Source organism: Caulobacter sp. FV2ps19 (assembly GCF_058681035.1).
In genome coordinates this window covers 3044536-3069936 of the sequence record NZ_CM178729.1, presented here as the reverse complement: position 1 = coordinate 3069936, position 25401 = coordinate 3044536, and the positions used below count along the sequence as shown (strand labels likewise).

The 25401-nt window shown below is 66.5% G+C and carries 21 protein-coding genes; 13 read left to right on the top strand and 8 right to left on the bottom strand.

Features of this window, described 5'->3' with window-relative positions; genetic code table 11:
• Positions 1-92 precede the first annotated feature (92 nt).
• The 4 genes from ACW18B_RS14565 (at position 93) to ACW18B_RS14550 (ending at position 5183) form a co-directional block, all read left to right on the top strand.
• Entirely contained in the window at positions 93-1766 is a 1674-nt protein-coding gene (locus ACW18B_RS14565) for an electron transfer flavoprotein-ubiquinone oxidoreductase (RefSeq protein ID WP_492047745.1), read from the top strand.
• Between the two features lie 123 nt (positions 1767-1889).
• Positions 1890-3614 carry a tetratricopeptide repeat protein gene (locus ACW18B_RS14560; protein ID WP_492047744.1) on the top strand — a complete coding sequence of 575 codons (1725 nt, stop codon included), beginning with the start codon at positions 1890-1892 and terminating at the stop codon, positions 3612-3614.
• A gap of 37 nt (positions 3615-3651) precedes the next feature.
• Positions 3652-4542, top strand: coding sequence for a 4-(cytidine 5'-diphospho)-2-C-methyl-D-erythritol kinase (locus ACW18B_RS14555; protein ID WP_492047743.1), 891 nt, complete (start codon positions 3652-3654; stop codon positions 4540-4542).
• Positions 4539-5183 (top strand): peptidylprolyl isomerase, encoded by a 645-nt coding sequence (locus ACW18B_RS14550; protein ID WP_492047742.1) that lies wholly within the window; start codon positions 4539-4541, stop codon positions 5181-5183. Before ACW18B_RS14555 ends, ACW18B_RS14550 begins: the two co-directional genes overlap by 4 nt.
• 100 nt (positions 5184-5283) lie before the next feature.
• On the opposite strand, the gene ACW18B_RS14545 is transcribed toward ACW18B_RS14550, so the two are convergent.
• The gene (locus ACW18B_RS14545) at positions 5284-6804 is read right to left on the bottom strand and encodes an ammonium transporter (protein WP_492047741.1); all 1521 of its coding nucleotides are present in this window, start codon (positions 6802-6804) and stop codon (positions 5284-5286) included.
• 29 nt (positions 6805-6833) lie between these two features.
• On the bottom strand, positions 6834-7172 hold the full coding sequence (locus ACW18B_RS14540) for a P-II family nitrogen regulator (protein WP_099445818.1): 339 nt from the start codon (positions 7170-7172) through the stop codon (positions 6834-6836).
• A gap of 66 nt (positions 7173-7238) precedes the next feature.
• Between ACW18B_RS14540 and ACW18B_RS14535 the strand changes: the two genes are divergently transcribed.
• The 5 genes from ACW18B_RS14535 to glyS all read left to right on the top strand — a co-directional run bounded on the left by ACW18B_RS14535 (position 7239) and on the right by glyS (position 11993).
• Complete coding sequence (locus tag ACW18B_RS14535) at positions 7239-7454, top strand: hypothetical protein (RefSeq protein WP_492047740.1); 216 nt, start codon at positions 7239-7241, stop codon at positions 7452-7454.
• A gap of 41 nt (positions 7455-7495) precedes the next feature.
• Positions 7496-7846, top strand: coding sequence for a DMT family protein (locus ACW18B_RS14530; RefSeq protein ID WP_492047739.1), 351 nt, complete (start codon positions 7496-7498; stop codon positions 7844-7846).
• A gap of 87 nt (positions 7847-7933) precedes the next feature.
• Positions 7934-8809: a fasciclin domain-containing protein gene (locus ACW18B_RS14525; RefSeq protein ID WP_492047738.1), complete on the top strand. Its 876-nt coding sequence runs from the start codon at positions 7934-7936 to the stop codon at positions 8807-8809.
• A gap of 86 nt (positions 8810-8895) precedes the next feature.
• On the top strand, positions 8896-9795 hold the full coding sequence (locus tag ACW18B_RS14520; protein WP_492047737.1) for a glycine--tRNA ligase subunit alpha: 900 nt from the start codon (positions 8896-8898) through the stop codon (positions 9793-9795).
• Positions 9796-9800: 5 nt separating this feature from the next.
• On the top strand, positions 9801-11993 hold the full coding sequence (glyS, locus tag ACW18B_RS14515) for a glycine--tRNA ligase subunit beta (RefSeq protein WP_492047736.1): 2193 nt from the start codon (positions 9801-9803) through the stop codon (positions 11991-11993).
• A gap of 187 nt (positions 11994-12180) precedes the next feature.
• On the opposite strand, the gene ACW18B_RS14510 is transcribed toward glyS, so the two are convergent.
• Positions 12181-13989, bottom strand: a complete 1809-nt coding sequence (locus ACW18B_RS14510) for a methyl-accepting chemotaxis protein (RefSeq protein WP_492047735.1) — start codon at positions 13987-13989, stop codon at positions 12181-12183.
• Between the two features lie 676 nt (positions 13990-14665).
• Between ACW18B_RS14510 and ppdK the strand changes: the two genes are divergently transcribed.
• Positions 14666-17350: a pyruvate, phosphate dikinase gene (ppdK, locus tag ACW18B_RS14505; protein ID WP_492047734.1), complete on the top strand. Its 2685-nt coding sequence runs from the start codon at positions 14666-14668 to the stop codon at positions 17348-17350.
• A 149-nt stretch (positions 17351-17499) separates the two neighbouring features.
• A complete protein-coding gene (locus ACW18B_RS14500) occupies positions 17500-17859 on the top strand; it encodes a hypothetical protein (protein WP_492047733.1) in 360 nt (119 codons plus the stop codon).
• 82 nt (positions 17860-17941) lie between these two features.
• Here ACW18B_RS14500 and wrbA read toward each other — a convergent pair whose 3' ends face one another.
• Together wrbA and ACW18B_RS14490 are read right to left on the bottom strand one after the other, a co-directional pair.
• The gene (wrbA, locus tag ACW18B_RS14495) at positions 17942-18541 is read right to left on the bottom strand and encodes an NAD(P)H:quinone oxidoreductase (protein WP_492047732.1); all 600 of its coding nucleotides are present in this window, start codon (positions 18539-18541) and stop codon (positions 17942-17944) included.
• Between the two features lie 87 nt (positions 18542-18628).
• Positions 18629-19327: a pirin family protein gene (locus ACW18B_RS14490; RefSeq protein WP_492047731.1), complete on the bottom strand. Its 699-nt coding sequence runs from the start codon at positions 19325-19327 to the stop codon at positions 18629-18631.
• A gap of 114 nt (positions 19328-19441) precedes the next feature.
• Here ACW18B_RS14490 and ACW18B_RS14485 point away from each other — a divergent pair, with 114 nt between their 5' ends.
• Positions 19442-20350, top strand: coding sequence for a LysR family transcriptional regulator (locus tag ACW18B_RS14485; RefSeq protein WP_492047730.1), 909 nt, complete (start codon positions 19442-19444; stop codon positions 20348-20350).
• Between the two features lies 1 nt (position 20351).
• On the opposite strand, the gene ACW18B_RS14480 is transcribed toward ACW18B_RS14485, so the two are convergent.
• From ACW18B_RS14480 to ACW18B_RS14470, 3 genes are all read right to left on the bottom strand, one after another.
• Positions 20352-20840, bottom strand: coding sequence for a hypothetical protein (locus tag ACW18B_RS14480; protein WP_492047729.1), 489 nt, complete (start codon positions 20838-20840; stop codon positions 20352-20354).
• A 95-nt stretch (positions 20841-20935) separates the two neighbouring features.
• Positions 20936-22534 carry an ice nucleation protein gene (locus tag ACW18B_RS14475; protein WP_492047728.1) on the bottom strand — a complete coding sequence of 533 codons (1599 nt, stop codon included), beginning with the start codon at positions 22532-22534 and terminating at the stop codon, positions 20936-20938.
• 121 nt (positions 22535-22655) lie between these two features.
• Positions 22656-23993 carry an Hsp70 family protein gene (locus ACW18B_RS14470; protein ID WP_492047727.1) on the bottom strand — a complete coding sequence of 446 codons (1338 nt, stop codon included), beginning with the start codon at positions 23991-23993 and terminating at the stop codon, positions 22656-22658.
• Between the two features lie 114 nt (positions 23994-24107).
• On the opposite strand from ACW18B_RS14470, the gene ACW18B_RS14465 reads away from it, so the two are divergent.
• Positions 24108-25286: a BaiN/RdsA family NAD(P)/FAD-dependent oxidoreductase gene (locus ACW18B_RS14465; protein ID WP_492047726.1), complete on the top strand. Its 1179-nt coding sequence runs from the start codon at positions 24108-24110 to the stop codon at positions 25284-25286.
• Positions 25287-25401 lie beyond the last annotated feature (115 nt).

Here is a 25401-nt window from a genome sequence, read left to right as displayed (position 1 = left end):
CCATCGCTGCGTCACGTTCTGATAAGGTGAGATTCAACAGCAAGAAACGCGGGCTCCATCCCAGCTGATGATGGGCCCAGGCGGGAGATCCCATGAGCGAAGTCCTCGAACGCGAGTCGATGGAATATGACGTCGTCATCGTTGGCGGCGGTCCGGCAGGGCTCTCCGCCGCCATCCGCCTCAAGCAACTGGCCGCCCAGGCTGGAACCGAGGTTTCGGTCGCCGTTCTGGAAAAGGGCTCCGAAGTCGGCGCGCATATCCTGTCGGGCGCGGTGATTGATCCCAAGGCCCTGAACGAGCTCTTCCCCAACTGGAAGGACGAGGGCGCGCCGCTTGAGACGCCCGTCACCAAGGACCGCTTCCTGATGCTGGGCCCGCAGGGTGAGATTTCCTTGCCGATGTTCGCCCTGCCGCCATTCATGCACAATCACGGCTGCTACATCGCCTCGCTGGGCAATGTGTGTCGCTGGTTGGCGGGCAAGGCTGAGGAACTGGGCGTTGAGATCTATCCGGGCTTCGCCGCCTCGGACATGGTCTGGAACGAGGACGGGTCCCTGAAGGGCGTCGTCGTCGGCGTGGTCGGCATCGCCAAGGACGGCCACCACAAGGACGACTACCAGCCGGGCATGGAACTGCACGGCAAGTACGTGTTCATCGCCGAGGGCGTGCGCGGCTCGCTAGCCAAGCAACTGATCGCCAAGTTCGACCTCTCGGCCGGCAAGTCGCCGCAGAAGTACGGGATCGGCATCAAGGAACTGTGGCAGGTGCCGCCCGAAAAGCACCAGCCGGGCCTGGCCGAGCACACCACCGGCTGGCCGCTGGACGACAAGACCGGCGGCGGCAGTTTCATGTACCATTTCGGCGATAACTATGTGTCGATCGGCTATGTGGTCCACCTCAACTACAAGAACCCCTGGCTGTCGCCGTTCGATGAGTTCCAGCGCTTCAAGCACCACCCTTCGGTCAAGCCGCACCTGGAAGGCGGCCGCCGCATCTCCTATGGCGCGCGAGCCATCACCGAAGGCGGCTATCAGTCGATCCCCAAGCTGACCTTCCCCGGCGGCGCGCTGATCGGCTGCTCGGCCGGCTTCGTCAACGTGCCGCGCATCAAGGGCAGCCACAACGCCATGAAGACCGGCATGCTGGCCGCCGAGCAGGCCTTCAAGGCCCTGGCTGCGGGGCGCGCCAGCGACGAACTGGTCGAGTACCAAACCGCTTTCGAAGCGAGCTGGGTGGCCAAGGAGCTGAAGGTCGTCCGCAACGCCAAGCCGATCCTGGGCAAGCTGGGCACCGCCCTGGGCGGCGCGGTCAGCATGTTCGACATGTGGTGCACCCACCTGCTGGGCGGATTCTCGTTCTTCGGGACGATGCAGCACGACAAGACCGATGCCGCCTCGACCGGGCTGGCCAAGGACTACAAGCCCATCGTCTATCCCAAGCCCGACGGCGTGATCAGCTTTGACAAGCTCAGTTCGGTCTTCCTGTCGGCCACCAACCATGAGGAAGATCAGCCGGCCCACCTGACGCTGAAGGACCCGTCGATCCCGATTTCGGTGAACCTGCCCAAATATGGCGAGCCGGCTCGGCTGTACTGCCCGGCGGGCGTCTATGAGGTGCTTTACAACGAGCAGGGGACCGATCCGCGCTTCCAGATCAACGCCCAGAACTGCGTCCACTGTAAAACCTGCGACATCAAGGATCCGTCGCAGAATATCGTCTGGACGACGCCTGAAGGCGGCGGTGGTCCGAACTATCCGAACATGTGACGACCCGGCCTCTCGATCGATTTGATCGGGAGGCCTTTTTGTTGGCGCGCTTTGAGCTCACCAAACGTTTTTGCCGCGCGTCGCGGACTTGCGGCGCGCGTCGAAACCCAACAGGGTGGCCTCATGCGTTTCAAAGTTCTCCTCGCCGCCGCGTCCCTGCTGACCTTGTCGGCCTGCGCCACGACCCAGGACGTCGCGCTGCGCGGCCCGGTGAAGGCCAGCTATCCCTTTTTCGACGAGCGCAGTTCCTACGGCCAGTTCCTGGCCGGGCAGGCGGCGCTGCGTGACGGCTATACCCGCGAGGCTGCTGACTATTTCGGCGCGGCGGGGGTTCTGGACGAGGATCCGGGCATCATTGGCGAGCGAACCTTCACCGCTCTTCTGCTGTCGGGAGAGGTGACGCGCGCCGCCCAGGTCGCGCCGCGCGGCGAGGACGCCAACGAGGCGGTCAAGCGGCTTGGGGTGCTGACCCGGGTTGTGGAGCTGCTGGCCTCGGGTCAGGGCAAGGCCGCCCAGGCCCTGCTGGGGGCGGAGCCCATGGCCTTCCCGCACCGACAGGTCGCCGCTTTGCTGGGGCCCTGGTTGGCCGCCGCTGCGGGCGACGCCGAGGGCGCAACGGTGCAGCCCACCCTGCAGAACGATCGGCTGGTGCAGTATTTTGGCCAGCTGGGGCAGGCCAGGCTGTTCGAGCGGGCCCGCCGCTATGATGAGGCGGAGACCGACTACAAGGCGCTCACCACGACATCGGCGACCGGCGGACTGTTCGTCCTCGACTATGGGGCGTTCCTTGAGCGCCGCAAACGGCAGGCCGACGCTGTGGCGCTGTATGATCAGGCCCTGGCCGCCGATCCGACGGACGCCGCCCTGACCATGGCGCGCGCGCGGGCGCTGGCCAAGGGCGCACCGCCGCCGCAGCTGTCGATCAGGCAAGGGGCCTCGCAAAATCTGGTGGAGTGCGCGGCCACCTTCGCGCGCGAGCGTCAGGGCCAGTTCGCCCTGGCCTATCTGCGCCTGGCGCTGCGCCTGGATCCCGAGAGCGAGGACGCCTGGCTTCCGCTCGGCAATCTGTTGAACCAGGCCAATGATTATCGCGGCGCGATCGAGGCCTACAATCATATCCCGCTGGGCTCGGCTCAATATGCGGCGGCCCAAAACAAGCTGGCCTGGACCTATCAGAGAAGCGGCGACAAGGCGCGCGCCCTAGAGATCGCCCGGCAGGCCATGGCCGGGGCGCCGGGCGACCGTGACGTCCAGATCGCTCTGGCCGACCTGCTGCTGGCCAACCAGCGCTGGGACGAGTCGGTCAAGGTTCTGGATCCGCTGATCACCAGCGAGGCTGCCCATCCTGACTGGCGCGTGCTCTATCTGCGGAGCATCGCTTTTCAGCAGTCCGGGCGCTGGACCGAGGCCGAGCGCGACCTGAGCGAAGCGCTGAAGCTCAATCCCGACGACCCGGAACTGCTCAATTCCCTGGGCTATTCCTGGATTGACCGCAACGAGAACCTGCCCCAGGCCCTGGCCATGGTCCAGAAGGCGGTCGACGCTCGACCGCAGTCCGGCGCCATGCTCGACTCGCTGGGCTGGGCCTATTATCGGCTGGGGGACTACAAGACCGCCGTCGAGAAGCTCGAGGCGGCCGTCGAGCTGGAGCCCGGCGATCCGGACGTCAACGGCCACCTGGGAGACGCCTATTGGCGGGTGGATCGGCGCATCGAGGCGCAGTTCCAGTGGCGTCGGGTGCTGAGCCTTGAGCCGGACGACAAGCAAAAGGCTGAGGCCGAAGCCAAGCTGAAGGACGGGCTGGGCGTAACCGGCGCCGCCGCCAAGTCGACCATCGCCCGCAACTGAGTTATCGGACGAACCCTGGTTCGTCATAGGGGCTGTCATGCGCCATACCGCCTTCGCCCCGGCCAAGGTCAATCTGTTCCTGCACGTCGGCGAACCCGATGCGGAGGGCTATCACCCGATCTCAAGCCTGATGGTCTTCGCGGACGTCGGCGACGAGGTTTCGATCCAGGCCAGCGACGCGCCAGGCTTCGAGACGACGGGCCTGTTCGGCGCCGACATCCCGGCCGGCGACGACAATCTGGTCATGCGCGCCGCGCGGGCCTTTCACGCGGCCGCGTCCGGGCCCTTGCCGCCGTTTCGCCTCCTGCTGGACAAGCGTCTGCCGATCGCCGCCGGCCTGGGCGGTGGTTCCAGCGATGCGGGGGCGGCCCTGCGGCTGCTGCGTGACGCCCTGGCGCCAGGCCTTGCCGACGCGAGGCTGGAAGCCCTGGCCTCCCGCCTCGGCGCCGATGGCGCGGCCTGTCTTTGGGGAAGGCCCGTGATGGCCGAGGGGCGGGGAGAACAGCTTTCGTCCGCGCCGATCTTGCCCGTGTTGCACGCCGTGCTGGTCAATCCGCTGGTCCCGTCCCCCACCGGCGCGGTCTATCGCGCCTATGACGCCGCCGTCGCGGCGCAGGGGCAAGCGCGGCCCTGGATGCCCGATGCCTTCGAGAGCGCTGAAGAACTCGCCGGCTGGCTCGCCGTGGCGACGCGCAACGACCTGGAGGCTCCCGCCGTCGCCCTGGAGCCACGCATCGGTGAGGTGCTGGCCATGCTGCGCGCCGAGCCGGAAAGCCTTCTGGTCCGCATGTCGGGCTCCGGCGCCACGTGTTTCGCCCTCTGCGCCGGCGATATCGAGGCCGAGGGCCTGGTCGAGCGCCTGGAAAGCCTGCGGCCCGACTGGTGGGTTCGCCGGTGTCGGCTGGATGGACAGGAGATCCTGCGATGATCAAGCGACGCGACATCATGGCGGCCGGGCTGAGCCTGGTCGCTTCAGCGGCCCTGGCCCAGACTTCGCCGCCGGACCTCGCCCCGGCGCTAGCGCCGCCCGCCACGGTCCTGGTCAATATGGATACCGGCCAGGGGCGTATCGTGATTGCGCTGGAGATCGGCCGCGCGCCGATCACGGCGGGCAACTTCCTGCGCTATGTCGACCAGAAGCGCTATGACGGCGCGACCTTTTTTCGGGCTTCGCGCGCGCCGGGCGCGGTGGACTACGGTCTGATCCAGGGCGGCGTGCAGAACGACCCGGCCAAGGTGCTGAAGCCGATCGCGCATGAGCCGACGACCACGACCGGGCTCAAACATGTCGATGGCACGCTGTCGATCGGCCGCAATGCGCCGGGCACCGCCACCTCGGACTTCTTCATCTGCGTCGGCGACGCGCCCTATCTGGACGCCGATCCGAACGCGCCCGGCGACAATCTGGGCTTCGCCGCCTTCGGCCATGTGGTCGAGGGCATGGATGTGGTCTGCAAGATCCTGGCCTTGCCGACCCCGGGCGTCGCCAACAACCCGGTCATGAAGGGTCAGATCCTCGATCCGCCCGTGCCGATCGTCCGCATGCGCCGCGCGCCTGTCGCGCCTTAGGCTTCAACTTCGTCTGAACAGGCTTCAACGTCGTCTGAACAAAAGGAAAGGGCGCGGAGCCAAGCTCCGCGCCCTTCGCCTTTCAGCTGAGCCGTAGGGCCTAGCTGTGGTAGGCGCGTTCCCCGTGTTCGGAGATGTCCAGGCCTTCTTCTTCGGACTCCGGCGACGCCTTCAGACCGATGACAAGCTTGATCACCATGAACACGATGATGCTGGCGACGGCCGACCACACGACCGTCACACCGACGGCCTTGAGTTGGGCCATGACCTGCACGCCCATGTCGTAGACGCCGTTGTCGCAGGTCGAGATGTCACCGTCCGCAGCGCAGGTGGTGTAGTCGACGACGCCAGCGCCGCCCCAGTCGGGGTTGACCAGGAAGCCGGTGCCGATGGCGCCGACGATGCCGCCGATGCCGTGGATGCCGAAGGCGTCCAGGCTGTCATCGTACTTCAGCGCGTTCTTCACGGCCGAGCAGAAGATGATGCAGATCGGCGAGACGACCAGACCCAGGATCACAGCGCCCATCGGACCGGTGAAGCCGGCGGCCGGGGTGACGGCCACGAGGCCGGCGACGATGCCCGAAGCCAGGCCCAGGGCCGAAGGCTTCTTCTTCGTGATCCACTCGACGACGATCCAGGACAGACCGGCGGCGGCGGTGGCGACGAAGGTGTTGATCATCGCCAGCGAGGCGTAGCCGGTGGCTTCCATGTTCGAGCCGGCGTTGAAGCCGAACCAGCCCACCCACAGCAGACCCGCGCCCACGAGGGTCAGGGTCAGCGAATGCGGCGGCATCGGTTCTTTACCGTAGCCCTGACGCTTGCCGAGGATCACGGCGCCGACGAGGGCGGCGATACCGGCATTGATGTGAACCACGGTGCCGCCGGCGAAGTCGAGCGCGCCGAAGCCCCAGAGCAGACCCGACTGGATCGGCGCGGTCGGGTTGGCGGCCACGCTGTCGGGACCCGCCCACCACCAGACCATGTGGGCCATCGGATAGTAGGAGAGCAGGGGCCACAGGACCGCGAAGGCCACGATGGCGGCGAACTTCATGCGCTCAACCAGCGCGCCGACCACGAGGGCGGCGGTGATGGCGGCGAAGGTCGCCTGGAACGAGATGAAGGTGAACTCGGGGATCACGACGCCCGTCGAGAACGTGCCGACATTGCTGGCCGGGGTCACGTCCTTGAGGAACACGCGGCTCAGACCGCCGACATACTTGTCCCAGCTGCCGCCGTCGGTGAACGCGAAGCTATAGCCCCACAGCACCCAGGCGATGAAGCCGATGATGGCGACGGTCGAGACCTGCATCATCACCGACAGCATGTTCTTGGAGCGGACCAGGCCGCCGTAGAACAGGGCCAGGCCGGGCAGGATCATCAGCAGGACCAGAATGGACGAGGTCATCATCCAGGCGTTATCGCCCTTGTCCGGAATGGGCGCGGCCGCCTCGGCGGGCGCGGCCTCAACGGGTGCGGCCACCGGAGCCGGCGCAGCCTCGGCGGGCGCGGCGGCGACCGCGGCGGGCGCAGTCTCCTGAGCGAAGGCCACGGCGCCGAGCGGCGCTCCGGCCAGTGTCGCGGCGAGCAGTAGCCCAGCCAGCGGTTTGAAGGTCAATTTCATCGTCGGTTATCCCCTGTTCCCGATGAGTTTTACAGAGCGGCCGGGCCGGTTTCACCGGTCCGGATGCGCACGGCGTCTTCCACGTTGAGGACAAAGATCTTGCCATCGCCGATCTTGCCCGTGGCCGCCGCGGCCTTCACCGCCTCGACAGCCTTGGCCGCGGACGCATCGTCCACGACCGCTTCCAGTTTCACCTTGGGAACGAAGTTCACTTGGTACTCCGCACCCCGGTAGATCTCGGTCTGGCCCTTCTGACGGCCGTAACCCTTGACTTCCGACACCGTCAGCCCCTCGACGCCCGCAGCGACAAGCGCCTCGCGAACCTCATCGAGTTTGAAGGGTTTGACGATCGCTATGATCAGTTTCATCCGCCTTGCTCCGGCCCGCCGTTGTCGCGGGCTCCTCTTGCTTGGTTGGCGGGCGCGAACGCCCAGATGATCACCGCCGAAGCCGCCACTACGCGCTGCATCGCTTTCCCCGGTGGGGTTACGCTATCGGGCGAGCCCCGCGAGGTGCGGTCGTTGAGCAAGGATTTGGAAAGGAAATGGGCGCGGCGCCTGAATTTTGAGCAACTAGCGTTGCTGTTGCATCAAAAAAAGCCGCTTTTGGCGCTGTCCTCGCCCTGGCGTGGCGCCGCGCGCTTGCTTTAGTCAGGGGGAATTCCACCTCCACCTTTTCAAAGGCCACACCCATGACCGCGACTTGGCTGAAGTTCGCCCCCTGGCTGATGCTGGTCGCCTCAAACGTGTTCATGACGTTCGCGTGGTACGGCCATCTGAAGAACAAAAGTCTGACCCTGCCGCTGGCCATCGCCAGCAGTTGGCTGATCGCGCTTCCAGAATACATGCTGGCGGTTCCAGCAAACCGTCTGGGCCACCAAGTCTATTCCACAGCGCAGCTCAAGACGGGACAAGAGGCCATCACCCTGATCGTCTTCACGCTGTTCTCGTACCTCTATCTGGGTGAGGCGCTGAAGTGGACGACGTTTGTGGGATTCGCTCTGATCGTGGCCGGCGCGGCCTTCGTGTTCTTCGGCAAATAGGCCGGCGGCTTGATCACGAACCCGTGATCACGGCAACCGAGCGTGGTCCCAAGCGTAAACCTTGCCTCGAACACAAGGACCTACGCCATGATGATGACGCGCCTGTTTACCGCTGCCGCTGCTGTCGCCCTGATGTCCGGCGCCGCCCTGGCTCAGTCGATGCCCGCCGAACCGTCCGCCGCGATCGCCCCGGTCGTCGCCAAGGGCGATCTGATCGAGACCGCCAAGGCCTCCGGTCAGTTCACGACCCTGCTGAAGGCCCTGGACGCCACCAACCTGACCAGCGTGCTGAAGACCAATCCGAACCTGACCTTCTTCGCGCCGACCGACACGGCCTTCGCCGCCTTGCCGGCCGGCGAACTCGACCGGCTGATGAAGCCTGAGAACGCCGCCACGCTGCAGAAGGTGCTGACCTACCACCTGATCAACACCAAGGTGGATTCCAGCGCGATCGGCGCGGCCAAGGTCGACGTCAAGACCGTCGAAGGCTCCAGCGTCTCGCTGGACGGCAGCGGTGATGCGCCGATGGTTGACGGGGCCAAGATCGTTCAGGCCGATGTGATGGCGACCAATGGCATCCTGCACGTGGTCGACAAGGTGCTGATGCCGAGCGACTTGCCCGCCGCCCAAGCCAGCGCCGCCACCGACACGGGCGCGGCGATGAACGTCTCCGCCAGCGATCAGGCCCAGCGGGTCAATCCGGCCGCGCCGGAAGCCCCGGTCAAGGACCCGGGCATGATGAGCTCGAACCCGGCCGTCGCCGCCTCGGCGACCGCGACGGGCACGGATACGTCGGGCGTTATTCCCCTGTCGTCGCAATCGCCTGAAGCCCAGGCCACGCTTAAGGCCGGCGATCCGGACGTCGTGTCCAACCCGCCGGTCGCCGACACCCCGCAGAACCGCGCCAAGTTCGGCACGCCGGACAGCAACGCCGGCAAGAACACCACGCCCAAGGGCAACTAGCCCTTCTTGAGTCCCAACTTCGCTTGAAGCACCAGTCGGCGGGCCCTATGGTCCGCCGACTTTTTTCTGGCCCTGTTCGGACACTGATGTCGCGCCCCAAGCCCACCTCGTTCCAAGCCCTGATCCTGACGCTCCATAACTATTGGAGCGAGCATGGCTGCGTGATCCTGCAGCCGCACGACATCGAGGTGGGGGCGGGGACCCTGCACCCGGCCACGGTGCTGCGGGCCCTGGGCCCCAAGCCGTGGAACGCGGCCTATGTGCAGCCCTCGCGCCGGCCCAGCGACGGCCGCTATGGCGACAACCCCAACCGCCTGCAGCACTATTACCAGTACCAGGTGATCCTGAAGCCCAACCCGTCCAACATGCAGGACCTGTATCTGGGCTCGCTGGAGGCCATCGGCCTGGATCTGCGGCTGCACGACATCCGCTTTGTCGAGGACGACTGGGAAAACCCCACGGTCGGCGCCTGGGGCCTGGGCTGGGAGGTCTGGTGCGACGGTATGGAGGTCAGCCAATACACCTACTTCCAGCAGGTGGGCGGCCTGGACGTCTCGCCGGTGGCCGGCGAGCTGACCTATGGCCTGGAACGCCTGGCGATGTACGTGTTCGGCGTCGACAACGTCTATGACCTGCCGTTCAACGATCCCGACGCGCCCCTGGGCCACCTGACCTATGGCGACGTGTTCCTGGAGAACGAGCGTCAGCAGTCGCAGGCCAACTTCCACGGTTATGACGTGGCCGTGCTCAAGCAACAGTTCGAGCAGATGGAACAGCAGGTCCCGCTGATGCTGGCCCGCTCCTACGGCAACAGGTCCCTCGTCCTGCCCGCCTATGACATGGTCCTCAAGGCCAGCCACCTTTTCAACCTGATGAACGCCCGCGGCGCGATCGCCGTCGCCGAGCGCGCCAGCTACATCGGACGCATCCGCGACCTTTGTAAGATGTGCGCCTCGGAGTGGGTGAAGCAGCAGGAAGCCGCGTAAGTCAGATGCCCCAACTTCTCCTCGAACTGTTCTCCGAAGAAATCCCCGCGCGCATGCAGGCCAACGCCGCGCGCGACCTGGAACGCCTGGCGCGCGAGCATTTGGTCGCCGCCGGCTTCCTGCCCGAGGCCCTGAAGACCTTCGCCGGTCCGCGCCGCCTGACCCTGGTGGTCGAGGGCCTGCCGATCGCCCAGGCCGACCGCAAGGAAGAGCTGAAGGGCCCCCGCGTCGGCGCGCCGCCGCAAGCCCTGGAAGGCTTCCTGCGCAAGGCGGGCCTGACGCAAGACCAGCTGGTCGAGCGCGACGGCGTCTATATGGCCTTCATCGAGAAGACCGGTCGCGCCACGCCCGAGATCATCGCCGAGATGGTCGAGGCCATCGTGCGCGGCTTCGCCTGGCCCAAGTCGATGACCTGGGGCAGCGGCAAGCTGCGCTGGGTGCGGCCGCTCAAGCGCATCCTGTGCGTCTTTGATCGCGAGGTCGTGCCGTTCAGCATCGACGGGATCGACAGCGGCGACGTCTCCGAAGGCCACCGCTTCATGCGCGTCGGCCCCGGCTGGGGCGGCCAGACGTTCAAGGCCCGCGATTTCGACGAGTACCAGAAGGGCCTGCGCGACCACTTCGTCATCCTCGATGTCGAAGAGCGCAAGGAACTGATCCTCAAGGGCTGCGAGACCCTGTGCTTTGCCCGTCATCTGGAACTGGTCGAAGACCAGGGCCTGCTGGACGAAGTCGCCGGCCTGGCCGAGTGGCCCACCCCGGTGCTGGGCGACATGGACCCGGCGTTCCTGGATTTGCCCGCCGAGGTGATCCGCACCTCGATGCGCACGCACCAGAAGTATTTCGCGGTTCGCGATCCGGCCACCGGCGGCCTGGCCCCGCACTTCATCACCATCGCCAATATCCAGGCGGCCGACGGCGGCAAGGTGATCGCCGAGGGCAACGCCAAGGTGCTGTCCTCGCGCCTGTCGGACGCCCGCTTCTTCTGGGACGAGGACATCAAGGTCGGGTTCGAGGCCTGGCTGCAAAAGCTGAACGGCGTGACCTTCCACGCCAAGCTGGGCACGATGGACGATCGAGTTGGTCGTATCATGTCATTGGCCCGCCAAATTGCGGTGAAGGTTGGAGCGCATCCAGATGAAGCTGGTGAAGCTGCGAGGTTGTCTAAGGCCGATCTGGTCTCTCAGATGGTCGGCGAGTTCCCTGAATTACAGGGGCTGATGGGCGGCTACTACGCCCGCGCCGCCGGGATGGATGCCGCGATCGCCGACGCCATCCGCGACCACTACAAGCCGCAAGGCCCGGCTGACTTCGTTCCTACCGCGCCACTGAGCGTAGCCGTGGCGCTAGCAGACAAGCTGGATACGCTGATCGGCTTCTTTGCGATTGATGAGAAGCCTACAGGTTCAAAAGATCCTTACGCATTGCGTCGAGCTGCACTCGGCATAATCCGGACAATCCTTCAAACGAAGACTCCAATGAGCCTTCGTTATCTAACGAAATTTGCCCTCGAGAATCTTCGCGATCAGCTTTCAGAGCGTGTTAGCTATGGGGTGCATGAGCGGGCTGAAAGGGTGCTTTCGGACGGTGTTGATGCTCAAGACATGGTGGACGATAACGCTGCGGGCGAAGCCCGACGATTTGAGCGCGACTTCGACGCCCGGTCGTCTTCGGTGGAAGAAGACATTCTTACCTTCTTCGCCGACCGCCTGAAGGTGACCCTCAAGGACCAAGGCAAGCGCCACGACCTCGTCGACGCCGTGTTCGCTCTGGGCGACGACGACCTCGTGCGCATCGTCGCCCGGGTCGAGGCGCTGGACGGGTTCCTGAAGACCGACGACGGCAAGACTCTGATGGCCGGCTACAAGCGCGCCTCCAATATCCTCAAGGCCGAGGAGAAGAAGGGCTGGAAGGCCGAAGGCGAGCGCGGCCTGCTGGACGACGCCTCGGCGCCGGAAGTGGCTCTGCACGACGCCCTGCGGATCGTCGAGCCGGCCCTGGCGGCGGCCCTGGCCCAGGAAGACTTCACCGGCGCGATGCGCGAACTGGCCGGCCTGCGCGGCCCGGTCGATGCGTTCCTCGACGGCGTGTTCGTCAATTCCGAGGTCGCCGCCGAACGCGACAACCGCCTCAAGACCCTGGCCGCCGTCCGCGACGCCATGGGCCGGGTGGCGGACTTCTCGCTGATCGCGGGGTAGGGGCCAGCGCGCGGTGTCGGACGCTGTGGGTCCTTCGAGGCCCGCTGCGCGGGCGCCTCAGGATGAGGAAGACGGTGCGCTGACCTCCTCATCCTGAGGTGCGCGCTCCTGAGCGCGCCTCGAAGGACGCAAGGGGGGCGCCGCCGGATGTAGGGGGGCGCCGCTGGATGTGCAGAGGCGGCGCCCGTTACCCGGCCATCCGCATGGCTTCCGGGGCCGAGCCGATCTTGAACTTGCCCACCAGCGTCATCAGTTGCGCCGTTTCGCCTTTGAGGGAGTGAGTGGCGGCGGTGGCTTCCTCGACCATGGCGGCGTTTTGCTGGACCACCTGATCCATATGGTTGATCGCCAAATTGACCTCGCCCAGCCCTGAGGCCTGTTCGCGGCTGGAGGCCGAAATGCCCAGCACCAGTTCGTCAATCACGGCCACGCGTTGAACGATGCGGCCCAGGGCCTCGCCGGTCTGGCCGACCAGGTCGACGCCCGCGCCGACCTGCTGGGTCGAGGTCGAGATCAGGGTCTTGATCTGCTTGGCGGCGTCGGCCGAGCGTTGGGCCAGGGCGCGCACTTCCTGGGCCACGACCGCGAAACCGCGACCGGCCTCGCCGGCGCGCGCCGCCTCGACGCCCGCATTGAGCGCCAGGAGATTGGTCTGGAAGGCGATTTCATCGATCACGCCGATGATCTGGGTGATCTGGCCCGAGCTTTCCTCGATGGCGTCCATGGCCGCGACGGCCTGACTGACCACCTCACCGGAGCGCTGGGCGTCCTCTCGGGCCGAAGCGACCTCGGCGGTGGCGCGGGTCGCGCCGTCGGCGGTCTGACGGACCGTGGCGACGATCTCATCGAGCGCGGCGGCGGTTTCCTCCAGGCTGGCGGCCTGTTGTTCGGTGCGGCGCGCCAGATCGCTGGAGGCCTGGGCGATCTCGTCCGTGCCTGAGCCGATCTGGCCGGCGACCGCCGAAAGGGTGCGGATGACGCTCTCCAGGCCGGCGGCGGCGGCGTTGAAATCCTGCTTCAAGGCGGCATAGTCGGCGCTGACCTGGGCGGCGATGCGGGTCGACAGGTCGCCGCTGGCCAGGCCCGACAGGCCCTTGGCCATGACGTCGACAACCGCCTTCTGTTCACGGCCCGCCAGCTCGAACGCGGCCTCCATGTCTTTGAGTTTCCGGTCCAGGTCCTGCTGGAAGTCGGCCGCCTGAGCCTGCAGTCGCTGGCACTCGATGCTGGACTGGCGGAAGACTTCGACGCTCTTGGCCATTTCGCCGATCTCGTCGCGGCGGCCAGCGCCACTGACCGTCATATCGTTCTGCCCCGAGGCCAGACGGCGCATGTCTGCGGCCATTTGCAGAAGGGGGCGGACGATGGCGGCGCGCGACATGACGATCAGGATCGCCGCGAACAGGACGCCGGCCAGGACCGCTGCGCCCATCAGCAACTCGGAGAACCGGGCCACCTTCTGGGCGCGAACCGTCGCGGCCTTGGAGGCCGCCTCGATCTTGTCCGAAGCCGCGCTCATCGCGCCTTCGAGGGCCGTGAACTGGGTCATGAAGTCGGGCATGGAGATGATCGCCTGGGCCGGGCTGGTCGCGGCCATCTCGACCATCTCGCCGGCGGACGTGATATATTTGTCCAGCGGCGCCTTCACCTCGTGCAGGGCCGCGCGACTGGCCGGGTCGGTGGCCAGGCGGTCATTGCTGGCGATGGCCTCGCGAAAGATCTTGGTGTGCTCGGCCAGGTCCTTGCGGACGTCGTCGATCTGGGTTCCGGCGCCCGGGATGCCCGCCATCTGGCTCGACAGGACGTCGGCGCGCAGGGCGTCGTGCATCATGTCGGCTTCCAGGTGATTGCGCAGGACGCCGGCCGAGACATTGGCCTCGCGCAAGGCGCTGTCCAGCCTGAGGCTGGACCACAGCCCGGCGCTGGCGCCGGCCGTGCACAGCACCATCACCGCCGCCCCCGCGCTGATCACCTTTTGATTGATTGTTTTCAGCATGTCGCAGCCTTGCGCCCGGGTTGACGCCAGCGAGGCTGGTCTAACGAGGTTAATGCCCTGTAAGCCAATCAACTTCGCGGCGCGAAAAGGGCCGCGTGGGGCAATATGTCGCGGCGTCATGGAGGGCGAGTTCTGTGTCGGTCGCTCTCATTACTCTTCGATGTGTCCGGGTTCCAGACCATGACTTTGTAACACTTCCTCTGCTCTGCGGCATTCAGCGCGCGCGCTGGACGCCCCGGCTAGCCCGTTCGGGTGCGGTCGGCGTGTCGGGTTTCAGGGCGGCCTGTCCCGTCATCGACGGCGAAGCGCGCCGCGTTCGATTCGCGGCGACGTTCGCCGCGGTCAGGCTGACGGCGACAGCAGGCGGTTGCGGTCTGGCGGCGGATCGCTCTGCGTGGCTTGCGCCTGAGTTTCCGGGCGAAAGACAATTCTTCCGACCACGAACGTCGTAACCGACGCCAAAACTCAATCAAGACAACGTTGTCATTGGAAATATTTGCCAAATTTTCGGTCTTCGCTCTGGAACTCAAAGCGCTGGTGGACGCGTTCTTGACCAAAGTGCTAGTGAACGCCCCGGATATTGCAGTGCGGGATCACCGTTCCACGCTTTGTCCAAAGGTGAGACGATCACACAGAAGATCGCCGCCTCTTTCACTTATCGCAGGGTGAACTCAAAATGCCGGTAGAGACGCTGACCAAGTCCCGTTGGGTCTATTCGTTCGGAGGGGGCGGCGCGGACGGCGACGCCTCGATGAAGAACCTGCTGGGGGGCAAGGGCGCCAACCTGGCCGAGATGTCGTCGCTGGGCCTGCCGGTGCCTCCGGGCTTCACGGTGACCACCGAGGCCTGCGTCCACTATTACGCCAACGGCAAGCAGTATCCGACCGAGCTGGTCGAGCAGGTCAATATCGGCCTGGGCACGGTCGAGACCCTGACGGGCAAAAAGTTCGGCGATGTCGCCAATCCGCTGCTGGTCTCGGTGCGCTCGGGCGCCCGGGCCTCGATGCCGGGCATGATGGACACCGTCCTGAACCTGGGCCTCAACGACGAGACCGTCGAGGGCCTGGCCAGGCTGTCGGGCGACCGCCGCTTCGCCTATGACAGCTATCGCCGCTTCATCCAGATGTACTCGAACGTCGTGCTCGATCTGGAGCACCACATGTTCGAGGAGATCCTCGACGATCACAAGGATCGCCTGGACGTCCATGTCGACACCGGCCTCACCGCCGATGACTGGGCCGCCGTGATCAAGGACTACAAGGCCGCCGTTCGCGACCAGCTGGGCAAGCCGTTCCCGCAGGACGCCCAGGAGCAGCTGTGGGGCGCCGTCGGCGCGGTGTTCGCCAGCTGGATGAACGACCGGGCCAAGTTCTATCGCCGCATGCACGACATTCCCGAGGCCTGGGGCACCGCCGTCAACATCCAGTCGATGGTGTTTGGCAATATGGGCGAGACCTCGGCCACCGGCGTGGCGTTCACGCGCAACCCGTCCAATGGCGACAGCCGCCTCTATGGCGAGTTCCTGATCAACGCCCAGGGCGAGGACGTGGTCGCCGGTATCCGCACGCCGCAGTCCTTGACCAAGATCGCCCGCGAGGAAATGGGCGACCAGACCCCGTCGATGGAAGAGGCCATGCCCGCCGTCTTCCAGCAGTTCAAGACCGTGGTCGAGACGCTGGAGCGCCACTATCGCGACATGCAGGACATCGAGTTCACGGTGGAGCAGGGCAAGCTCTACATGCTGCAGACCCGCAACGGCAAACGCACCGCCAAGGCGGCGCTGAAGATCGCCGTCGACATGGCGGCCGAGGGCGTGATCTCCAAGACCGAGGCCATCGGCCGCGTCGAGCCCGCCTCGCTGGACCAGCTGCTGCACCCGACCATCGATCCGACCGCCCATCGTGACGTGATCGCCACGGGCCTGCCGGCTTCGCCCGGCGCGGCGACCGGCAAGATCGTCTTCGACAGTGACGCCGCCGAAAAGGCCGCCGCCGCCGGTGAGGCCGTGATCCTGGTGCGCGAGGAAACCAGCCCCGAGGACATTCACGGCATGCACGCGGCGCGGGGCATCATCACCGCCCGCGGCGGCATGACCAGCCACGCGGCCGTCGTGGCGCGCGGCATGGGCCGGGCCTGCGTCTCCGGCGCCGGCGAGGTCGGGATCTTCCCCAAGGAAGGCCTGTTCCGGGTTCGCGGTCGCGAGTTCAAGGCCGGCGAGATCATCACCATCGACGGTTCGACCGGCGAGATCCTGATGGGCTCGCCCAAGATGATCGAGCCCGAGCTGACCGGCGACTTCGCCACCCTGATGGGCTGGGCCGACGAGGTCCGTCGCCTGAAGGTGCGGGCCAACGCCGAGACGCCGCTGGACGCCAAGACCGCCCGGCAGTTCGGGGCGGAAGGCATTGGCCTGTGCCGCACCGAGCACATGTTCTTCGACGACACCCGGATCGCCGCCGTGCGCGAAATGATCCTGGCCGATGACGAAGCGGGCCGTCGCACGGCCCTGGCCAAGATCGCGCCCTTCCAGAAGGCCGACTTCGTCGAGCTGTTCACGATCATGGAAGGCCTGCCCGTCACCATCCGCCTGCTCGACCCGCCGCTGCACGAGTTCCTGCCGCACACCGAGGAAGACGTCGTCGCCGTGGCCCAGGCCACGGGTCTCGACGCCGACAAGCTGATGCGCCGGGCCAAGGAACTGCACGAAACCAACCCCATGCTGGGCCATCGCGGCTGCCGGCTGGGCGTGTCCTATCCCGAGATCTACGAGATGCAGGTGCGGGCGATCATCGAGGCCGCCTGCGATATTTCGAAGTCCGGCAAGGCGGCGCCGATCCCCGAGATCATGCACCCGCTGGTCGCCAAGGGCGAGGAGATGAAATATCTGCGCGACCTGACCGACCGCACCGCCAAGGCGGTGCTGGAGGAGCAGGGGATCGCGATCGAATACACGGTCGGCACCATGATCGAGCTGCCGCGCGCCGCCCTGCGGGCCGGCGACCTGGCCGCCACCGCCGAGTTCTTCAGCTTCGGCACCAATGACCTGACCCAGACGACGTTCGGCATCAGCCGCGACGACGCCGGCAAGTTCCTGGGCGCCTATATCGACAAGGGCATCTTCGACAAGGACCCCTTTGTCAGCCTCGACCAGGAAGGCGTCGGTGATCTGATCCGCATCGCCGCCGAACGCGGCCGCGCGGCCCGTCCGGGGATCAAGATGGGCATCTGCGGCGAGCATGGCGGTGATCCCGCCTCGATCGCCTTCTGCGAAAGCGTCGGCCTCGACTATGTGAGCTGCTCGCCCTACCGCGTGCCGATCGCCCGCCTGGCGGCGGCCCAGGCGGCGCTGGCCGCCAAATAGGCGTCCGTCAGGTTTCGACATTCAGGGCGGTCGCCGAAGAGGCGGCCGCCCTTTTTGTTTTGCCGAACATTGTTATCGATTTGCCGCACGGCAAGGTTAAGCTCCCGCCGTCCCCACGCAGATGGGGCGACTGAAAACGGGAGAAAACAATGCGGACCTTGATGATGGCGGCCGTCCTGGCCTTGGGGATCACCGGCGCGGCGCTGGCCGATCCGATGGCCGGCGCCTATGGCAACACTGTTGCGATCACCTATCCCAATGGCGCCGTGGCCAAGATGTTCATCGACGCCGACGGAACCTATTCGGCGCACGGGCCGGATGGGTCGATCGCGAAGGGCGCCTGGAAGATCGCTGACGGCAAGACCTGCCTCACCCAGACCGACCCCGCGCCGCCGGCCGGCATGACGCCCAACTGCAGCCCGACGGTCGACAAGAAGGTCGGCGAAAGCTGGACCGCGCCCGGTCCTGACGGTTCGACGATCACCATCGCCATCGTCGCGGGTCGCTAAAACGAAAACCGCCCCGAAGCCGTCGGGCTTCGGGGCGGATCCTCGCCGTCCTACCGGGGGAGGAACGCGGACGGCGGAAGGCTTAGCCGTGCAGCTTGATCGCGGTTTCGGCGATCTTCTGGCCCTGATAGCGGGCGCCTTCAAGTTCGTTGGCGCTGGGCTGACGCGAGCCGTCGCCGCCGGCGATGGTGCTGGCGCCGTAGGGCGTGCCGCCGGTGATTTCATCCAGGGTCATCTGGCCGCCGTGGCCGTAGTCCAGGCCCACGATCACCATGCCAAAGTGCAGCAGGTTGGTGATGATCGAGAACAGCGTGGTTTCCTGGCCGCCGTGCTGGGTGGCGGTCGAGGTGAAGGCGCCGCCCACCTTGCCGTTCAGCGCGCCTCGGGCCCACAGGCCGCCGGCCTGGTCCAGGAAGCTGGCCATCTGCGAGGTCATGCGGCCAAAGCGCGTGCCCGTGCCCACGATGATGGCGTCATAGTCCGCCAGTTCGGCGATCGTGGCGATCGGCGCGGCCTGGTCGAGCTTGAAGTGGGCGCTCTTGGCCACGTCAAGCGGCGCGGTTTCGGGGACGCGCTTGACGTCGACGGTGGCGCCGGCGGCGCGGGCGCCCTCGGCGACGGCGTTGGCCATCGTCTCGATGTGACCATAGGACGAATAATAAAGAACCAGAACCTTGGCCATGATGGCCTCCTGTGAGGGGTGTGGGGGGAAAGAGGCGGGGGGAGCCTAGGGCTCCGCCCCGCCGGAAGATTGAACAATTCGACGCCTTTAGGCCGCGTCGACCAGCACCAGTTCGGCGTCGTTCAGGGCGGTGACGGTGATGACGTCCTCACCGGTGATAGCCGCGCCGTCGCGGGCGTCGAGCTGGACGCCATTGACCGTGACCGAGCCGACCGCCGGCACCAGATAGGCGTGGCGGGTCTTGCCCAGGTCATAGGTCGTGCTTTCGCCGGCCTTCAGGGTGGCGCCCAGAACGCGGGCGTCGGTGCGGATCGGCAGGACGTCGCCGTCATTGTCGAAGCCGCTGGCCAGGGTCACGAACTTGCCCGAGCGGTCGCCCTTGGGGAACGGCTTGGCCCCCCAGGACGGCGCGCCGCCGGTGCGGTTGGGTTCGATCCAGATCTGGAAGATGCGGGTGGTGTCGCCTTCCAGATTGTATTCCGAGTGACGGATGCCCGACCCGGCGCTCATCACCTGAACGTCGCCCGCTTCGGTGCGGCCCTTGTTGCCCAGATTGTCCTGGTGGGTGATGGCGCCGCTGCGGACATAGGTGATGATTTCCATGTCCGAGTGGGGGTGGGGCGGAAAGCCCGTATTGGGGGCGATCTCGTCGTCATTCCACACCCGCAGGGCGCCCCAGTTCATGTTCTTGGGGTCGTAGTAACTGGCGAACGAAAAGTGATGCTTGGCCTTGAGCCAACCGTGGTCGGCGCCGCCAAGCCTGTCGAACGGTCTGCGATCGATCATGGCCTTGAACCTTTGATTTCTCTCGGCGCCGACATCGGCGTCGCTTGCTTGAGGTGAAGATAGCGATCAGGATCGATACTGAAATAGAAACTATTGAAATCCATTGTTTCCAAAATGAGCAAACTTCCCGATCTCGAGGGCCTGGCGATCTTCGCCAAGGTGGTGGAACTGCGGTCCTTCGCCGGGGCGGCCGAGGAGCTGGGCCTGTCCAAGGCCACGGTGTCGAAGGCGGTCACCCGTCTGGAAACGCGCCTGGGGGCGAGACTGTTCAATCGCAGTTCGCGGCGTCTGGCCCTGACCGACGCCGGCCAGAGCCTGGTCGAGCCCGCGACGCGGGTGCTGGTCCAGGGCGAGGACGCCGAGAACGCAGCCATGGCCCAGTCGGCCGCGCCGCGCGGTCTGGTCCGCCTGGCGGCGCCGATGTCATTTGGTCTGTCGGACGTCGCGCCGATCCTGCCGGACTTTCTGGCGACCTATCCGGAAGTCTCCGTCGACCTTCATCTCAGCGATGCGACGGTGGATCTCATCGGTATGGGCTTTGACGCGGCGCTGCGGATCGCGGCGCTTCCCGATTCCTCGCTGGTGGCGCGCCGCCTAAGGCCGGTGAAGCGCTATGTCGTCGGCGCGCCGGCCTATCTGGCGCGGCGAGGCCGTCCCACCCATCCGGGTCACCTGGCCGAGCACAGCTGCCTTGGCTACGCCTATCTGCCCACGCCCGACACCTGGCGGTTCGTCAATGCGGCGGGGGAGGAGGCTTCTGTGCGACCGGCTGGCCCGTTGCGGGTCAATAATGCCGACGCCCTGATGCCGGCTCTGATCGCGGGGCAGGGCCTGGCGGTGATGCCCGACTTCATCGCCGGAGCCGCCCTGGCTGACGGTCGCCTGGAGGCGGTGATGCCCGACTGGACCCCGCCGCCCATCGCCCTGCATCTGGTCATGCCGCCCGGCGGACCCAGGCCGGCCCGGGTCGAGGCGCTGGTCGCTTTCCTGGCTTCGGCGCTGAGCGGCAAGGCCAGAAGCTGATCTATTTGATCCGGCGGAAGGTCAGGGCCTGGTCCGGGGGACCGGGCAGGCCGTCGACATCCTGCTCGATTTTCAGGGTGTCGGGATCGGCCATCCACACCTTCATCGATTGACGACGGCCGGACTGGCCCTGGGTGATCACCAACACGCCGTGCTCGCCCTCACGGGTGACGCTGATGCTGACCTGAACCATGTTGACCACGGCGCGGGTGGCCCGGCCGTCCAGCGGCGCATCGGCGAACTGGATGGCGGCGACACCCTGGGTGTCTTCCTCGACCAGGGTCCAGGCCAGGGCGGAGCCGTCGTCCTTGGTGACATCGAGCTCGGCGGCGATCGGGGCGTCGCCGGTCAGGGCCTCGTTAAAGCGTGAAGCGGGAAGGTCCAGGGTCCATCGCCCCAGAGCGCCCAGCGGCTTGGGCGCTTGGGCGAAGGCGGGCGTTGTCGCGATGGAGGCGGCGAGTCCCAGGGCGAGCGGAATCGACTTGAGCATTGGGGACCTCCTGGGCGGCGGTTTGCACGGCGTCCTCTAAAGATAGGTGCGACGGCCAGAGGATAAAGGGCCGCCATCTCATCCATTCTGGACGCCTAGAGGCTGTCCAGTTGGGAGGGCGTGAAGGCGCCGACTTGCAAGGGGCTCATGGCGGCGACATTCGTGGTCGACAGCCAGCTCAACTGGGTCAGGGTCAGGCCGGGGATCTGGGTCGGGGTCAGATAGCCGATCTGGGTCGTGGTCAGGCCGGCGATCACCGTCGTCGACAGGGCCGAGACCTGGGTGGCGGTCAGGGCGCCGATCTGCGACCCGCTGAGGTCGTTGAAGTCGCTCAGGTCCAGTTTGCGCACCTGATAGGCCGACAGGCCGCGGATGGCGGTTGTGCTGATGGCGCCCAGCTGGGTCGAGTCCAGAGCCGCCACATTGGTCACCGACAAGGCGCCGATCTGAGCGCCGGTCATGCCCCCCACCTGGGTGGTCGAGAACTCTCCCATATCGGAGGCGGTGAGTCCGGCCAGTTGGGTGGCGGTGAGGCCGCCCAGCTGGGTCGTAGACAGGGCCTGGACCTGGGTGAGGTCGAGGCTGGAAAGGTTGCTCGCCGACAGGCCGCCCAGCTGAGTGGCCGTCAGGCTGTTGATCTGGGTGGCTGAGAGCTCGGCGAAATCGCTCGCCGTCAGGCCGCCGAACTGGGTGTTCGTCAGGCTGGCGAATTGGGTGGCGGTCAGAGCGCCGATCTGGGTTGCGGTCAGGGCGTTGATATTGGTGGTCGACAGGGCGCCAAGCTGGGTCGGCGTCAGTCCCGCGACCTGAGTGCTCGACAGTTCCGCGAAGTCTGTCGCGTCGAGCTCCTGAAACTGGGTGGTCGTCAGGCCGGCGATCTGGGTCGTGCTGAGTCCGGTCATCTGGGTGGCGTTCAGCGCCGACAGGCCGGTCGCGGTCAGACCGCTCAGCTGGGTGGCCGTCAGCGCGCTGACCTGGGTGTCGGTCAGGCTGGCGACGTGGGCGCCGCTGAGGCTGGACATCTGGGTGGCGCTCAGGGCGCCCATCTGGGTCGGGTCCAGCCCATCCAGCTGCGCGGGGCTCAGGGCGCCGACCTGGGCGATGCCCAGCCCCTGGATCTGGGTGGCCGACAGGACCGCCAGCTGGGCGCTGACGAAGGCGGCGAGGGTGGATGCTTCCAGACTGCTGATCTGGGACGCGCTGAGAATGGCGACATGGGTCGGGGACAGTTCGGCCGCGTCGGTCGCGGTCAGGCCGGCCATCTGGCTGGCGGTCAGGCCCGTCAGTTGGGTCGCTTCCAGCGATGCGATCTGGGTGGCGTCGAGGTTGGAGAAGCTGGTGGCCGAAAGGGCGCCGATCTGGGTGGCGCTGAAGGCGTCCAGCCGGGCCGCATCCAGGCCGGCCAACTGCGTCGAGGTCAGGGCCGCCACCAGAGCGCCGCTGAACGCCGCCAACTGGCTGGCGTTGAACGCCACGTTTGCGCCAAAGGTCGGGATCTGGGTGGCGGACAGGCCCTTGACCGCCGTGGCCGAGAGGGCGTCGACCTGTGTGGCGTCCAGCACACCCACCGCCGTGGCGTTGAGCGCCCCGACCTGGGTGCTGGTGAGGGTGGCGATCTTGGTCGCCGAGAGGTCATGAATGATCGTCGTGGGCAGGGCGGCGATCTGTGCGGCCGAGAGATAGGAGATCGGCAAAGGCTTCGTCCTGACCCAAGGTTTTAGGCTGCCGTTGCTTCAGCCTGATCCAGGTTCCGCAACACTCGCGGTAAGGTTAAGTGGAATACGAGATTCGGTCCACGTGACAAACTAGACCAGGTCAGGCGACTGGACTGGCCGGCGCCCTGAGCGTCCAGAGGTCAAGATCGGTCTCGCGGCCGATCAGGGCCAGGCCCGAGGCGATCGACTCGAACTCGCCGCCGCTTTCGATCCGGTCGGCGGCGAAGCGGCGCTGGAAGATGTCGCGCACGGCCGGCACGAACGAGCTGCCGCCGGTCAGGAAGACGCGATCCACGGCCTCGGGGGCGAGATTGGCGCGGGCCAGGGCCTGGTCGACCGCCGTCTCGATGGCGGCCAGTTCCGGGGCGATCCAGCCCTCGAAGGTCGAGCGCTCGACCTCCTGCTCGATCAGCACCGACCCGGCCTCGAACCGGAACGTCGCGCGGTCCTGGGCCGAAAGCGCTTCCTTCAGGCGCGACACCGATCGGTAGAGGGCGTAGCCGTGATTGTCGTCCAGCACCTCGATCAGGCGGCTGATCTTCTCGGGCTCCAGGGCCGTCTTTTCCAGGGCGCGGATGTCGCGCATGTCGCGCGAGGCGCGCAGCAGGGCCAGCTGATCCCAGCGGGCGAAGGCGGTGTAGTAGCGCTGCGGGATCGGCAGCCGGTTGTCGAAGGCGCGGTACAGGGAGCCCTTGCCCAGGGCGGGCGACACCAGATGGTCGATGATCCGGTAGTCGAAGGCGTCGCCGGCGACGCCGACGCCCGAATGGCTGAGCGGCGTCGAGCGCAGCGCGCCACTGGCCTCGCGCTCGAACCGAACCAGCGAGAAGTCGCTGGTGCCGCCGCCGAAGTCGGCGACCAGCACGGTGGCGTCCTGCTTCAGCTGGCGGGCGAAGAAGAAGGCCGCGCCGACCGGCTCATAGGCGTAGCGAATATCGGTGAAGCCCAGGCGGGCGAAGGCGACCTCATAGCGTTGCAGGGCCAGGGCCTCGTTGGGATTGCCGCCGGCGAAGGTGACCGGGCGACCGACGATCACCCGCGGCGGCAGATCGGCGAGGGCCGCGCCCGCGTGCTCGCGCACCTTCAACAGGAAGGCGGCCAGCAGGTCCTCGAACAGGTAGCGCTTGTTGAGGATGCGGGTCTCGGTAAAGGCGGCGCTGGCGGCGAAGCTCTTGAACGACTGGATGAACCGGGTCTCCAGCGGATCTTCCAGATAGGCCTCGATCGCCCAGGGACCGGCCTCGACCACCCGCTCATTGGCCTGATCGCCCTGGCCCTGAAGGGTGTGGAAGCTCAGGGCCGATCGGAAGGCGAACAGGTCGCCTTCGCCGGTCGGGAAGCGGACCAGGCGCGCCGAACCGTCGCCGTGCGTCATCGAGACGACGGTGTTGGTAGTGCCAAAATCGATGCCGATCGTCGGCGGGGCGACGGACGTCATGGGCGCAACCGGGTTTCAGGGTGGGGGCGGGTTGGTAGCGGCTGACGGGCGCGGGTTCAAGGGCCGATGCGGGGTTTGATTGACTTCACCGGGCGTGTCCTGTCGAAGGACGCGATGGAACAGTTCGACGTCGTCGTAATCGGGGCCGGCGCGGCCGGCATGATGTGCGCCATCGAGGCGGGCAAGCGCGGCCGCTCGGTGCTGGTGGTCGACCACGCCAGCGCGCCCGGCGAGAAGATCCGCATCAGCGGCGGCGGCCGCTGCAACTTCACCAATATCCACACCGCGCCGGCCAACTTCCTGTCGACCAATCCCAAGTTCTGCGTCTCGGCCCTGCGCCGCTATACGCCCCGGGATTTCATCGCCCTGGTGCAGAAGCACGGCGTCGCCTTTCACGAAAAGACCCTGGGCCAGCTGTTCTGCGACGGTTCTGCCAAGCAGATCGTCGCCCTGCTGCTCAGCGAGATGGACGCCGTCGGCGTCAAGCTGCGCCTGGAGACCGCGTTCGAAGACGTGGCGCGGTCAGGCGAGGGCTTCGAGGTGACCCTGTCCAGCGGCCCCGTCCAGTGTGCGTCCCTGGTGGTCGCCTGCGGCGGCAAGTCGATCCCGAAGATGGGCGCGACGGGTCTGGGCTACGAGATCGCCAAGCAGTTCGGTGTCGGCCTGGTCGACACCCGCCCGGCCCTGGTGCCCCTGACCTTCGAGGTCAAGACGCTGGAGCGCCTCACGCCTTTGGCCGGCGTGGCGCTGGACGCCGTGGTCGCTCACGGCAAGACGAAGTTCCAGGAAGGCATGCTGTTCACCCACCGGGGCCTGTCGGGCCCCTCGATCCTGCAGATCTCGTCCTATTGGCGCGAAGGCGACGAGATCCGGGTCGACATGGCCCAGGGCGTCGACGCCCTGGCGGTCCTGAAAACCGCCCGCACCGCCACGCCGCGCCGGGCGGCCTCGACGGTGATGGCCACCCTGCTGCCGCAGCGCGTGGCCCAGGTGGTCTCCGACGATGAGGGCGCCCAGGGCAATATCGCCGACTGTTCGGACAAGGTGCTGGGGCGGCTGGCGGCGGCGGTCAACGCCTGGACCTTCAAGCCGGTGGGCTCTGAGGGCTATCGCACGGCCGAGGTGACCCTGGGCGGGGTCGACACTCGCGACCTGGACTCGCGGACCATGCAGGCCAAGGACGTCCCGGGCCTCTATTTCATCGGCGAGGTGGTGGACGTCACCGGCTGGCTGGGCGGCTTCAATTTCCAGTGGGCCTGGGCCTCGGGCTGGAGCGCGGGGCAGGCGGTCTGAGGTGTTAGGCCTCAATCAAAACTCTTGTCATCCCGGCCGCAGCGAAGCGGAGCGCCGGGACCCAGGGCAACCGCGACGCGTTGGCCCCTGGGTCCCGGGTCGGCTACGCCGCCCG

Excerpts from the sequence above, each read along its gene's own strand:
- ACW18B_RS14560 (WP_492047744.1), top strand. The coding sequence starts at position 1,890 with ATGCGTTTCAAAGTTCTCCTCGCCGCCGCGTCCCTGCTGACCTTGTCG.
- ACW18B_RS14465 (WP_492047726.1), top strand. The coding sequence starts at position 24,108 with ATGGAACAGTTCGACGTCGTCGTAATCGGGGCCGGCGCGGCCGGCATG.
- ACW18B_RS14565 (WP_492047745.1), top strand. The coding sequence starts at position 93 with ATGAGCGAAGTCCTCGAACGCGAGTCGATGGAATATGACGTCGTCATC.
- ACW18B_RS14535 (WP_492047740.1), top strand. The coding sequence starts at position 7,239 with ATGATCACCGCCGAAGCCGCCACTACGCGCTGCATCGCTTTCCCCGGT.
- ACW18B_RS14555 (WP_492047743.1), top strand. The coding sequence starts at position 3,652 with ATGCGCCATACCGCCTTCGCCCCGGCCAAGGTCAATCTGTTCCTGCAC.
- ACW18B_RS14540 (WP_099445818.1), bottom strand. The coding sequence starts at position 7,172 with ATGAAACTGATCATAGCGATCGTCAAACCCTTCAAACTCGATGAGGTT.
- ACW18B_RS14530 (WP_492047739.1), top strand. The coding sequence starts at position 7,496 with ATGACCGCGACTTGGCTGAAGTTCGCCCCCTGGCTGATGCTGGTCGCC.
- ACW18B_RS14485 (WP_492047730.1), top strand. The coding sequence starts at position 19,442 with ATGAGCAAACTTCCCGATCTCGAGGGCCTGGCGATCTTCGCCAAGGTG.
- ACW18B_RS14525 (WP_492047738.1), top strand. The coding sequence starts at position 7,934 with ATGATGATGACGCGCCTGTTTACCGCTGCCGCTGCTGTCGCCCTGATG.
- glyS (WP_492047736.1), top strand. The coding sequence starts at position 9,801 with ATGCCCCAACTTCTCCTCGAACTGTTCTCCGAAGAAATCCCCGCGCGC.
- ACW18B_RS14470 (WP_492047727.1), bottom strand. The coding sequence starts at position 23,993 with ATGACGTCCGTCGCCCCGCCGACGATCGGCATCGATTTTGGCACTACC.
- ACW18B_RS14500 (WP_492047733.1), top strand. The coding sequence starts at position 17,500 with ATGCGGACCTTGATGATGGCGGCCGTCCTGGCCTTGGGGATCACCGGC.
- ACW18B_RS14510 (WP_492047735.1), bottom strand. The coding sequence starts at position 13,989 with ATGCTGAAAACAATCAATCAAAAGGTGATCAGCGCGGGGGCGGCGGTG.
- wrbA (WP_492047732.1), bottom strand. The coding sequence starts at position 18,541 with ATGGCCAAGGTTCTGGTTCTTTATTATTCGTCCTATGGTCACATCGAG.
- ACW18B_RS14550 (WP_492047742.1), top strand. The coding sequence starts at position 4,539 with ATGATCAAGCGACGCGACATCATGGCGGCCGGGCTGAGCCTGGTCGCT.
- ppdK (WP_492047734.1), top strand. The coding sequence starts at position 14,666 with ATGCCGGTAGAGACGCTGACCAAGTCCCGTTGGGTCTATTCGTTCGGA.
- ACW18B_RS14520 (WP_492047737.1), top strand. The coding sequence starts at position 8,896 with ATGTCGCGCCCCAAGCCCACCTCGTTCCAAGCCCTGATCCTGACGCTC.
- ACW18B_RS14480 (WP_492047729.1), bottom strand. The coding sequence starts at position 20,840 with ATGCTCAAGTCGATTCCGCTCGCCCTGGGACTCGCCGCCTCCATCGCG.
- ACW18B_RS14490 (WP_492047731.1), bottom strand. The coding sequence starts at position 19,327 with ATGATCGATCGCAGACCGTTCGACAGGCTTGGCGGCGCCGACCACGGT.
- ACW18B_RS14545 (WP_492047741.1), bottom strand. The coding sequence starts at position 6,804 with ATGAAATTGACCTTCAAACCGCTGGCTGGGCTACTGCTCGCCGCGACA.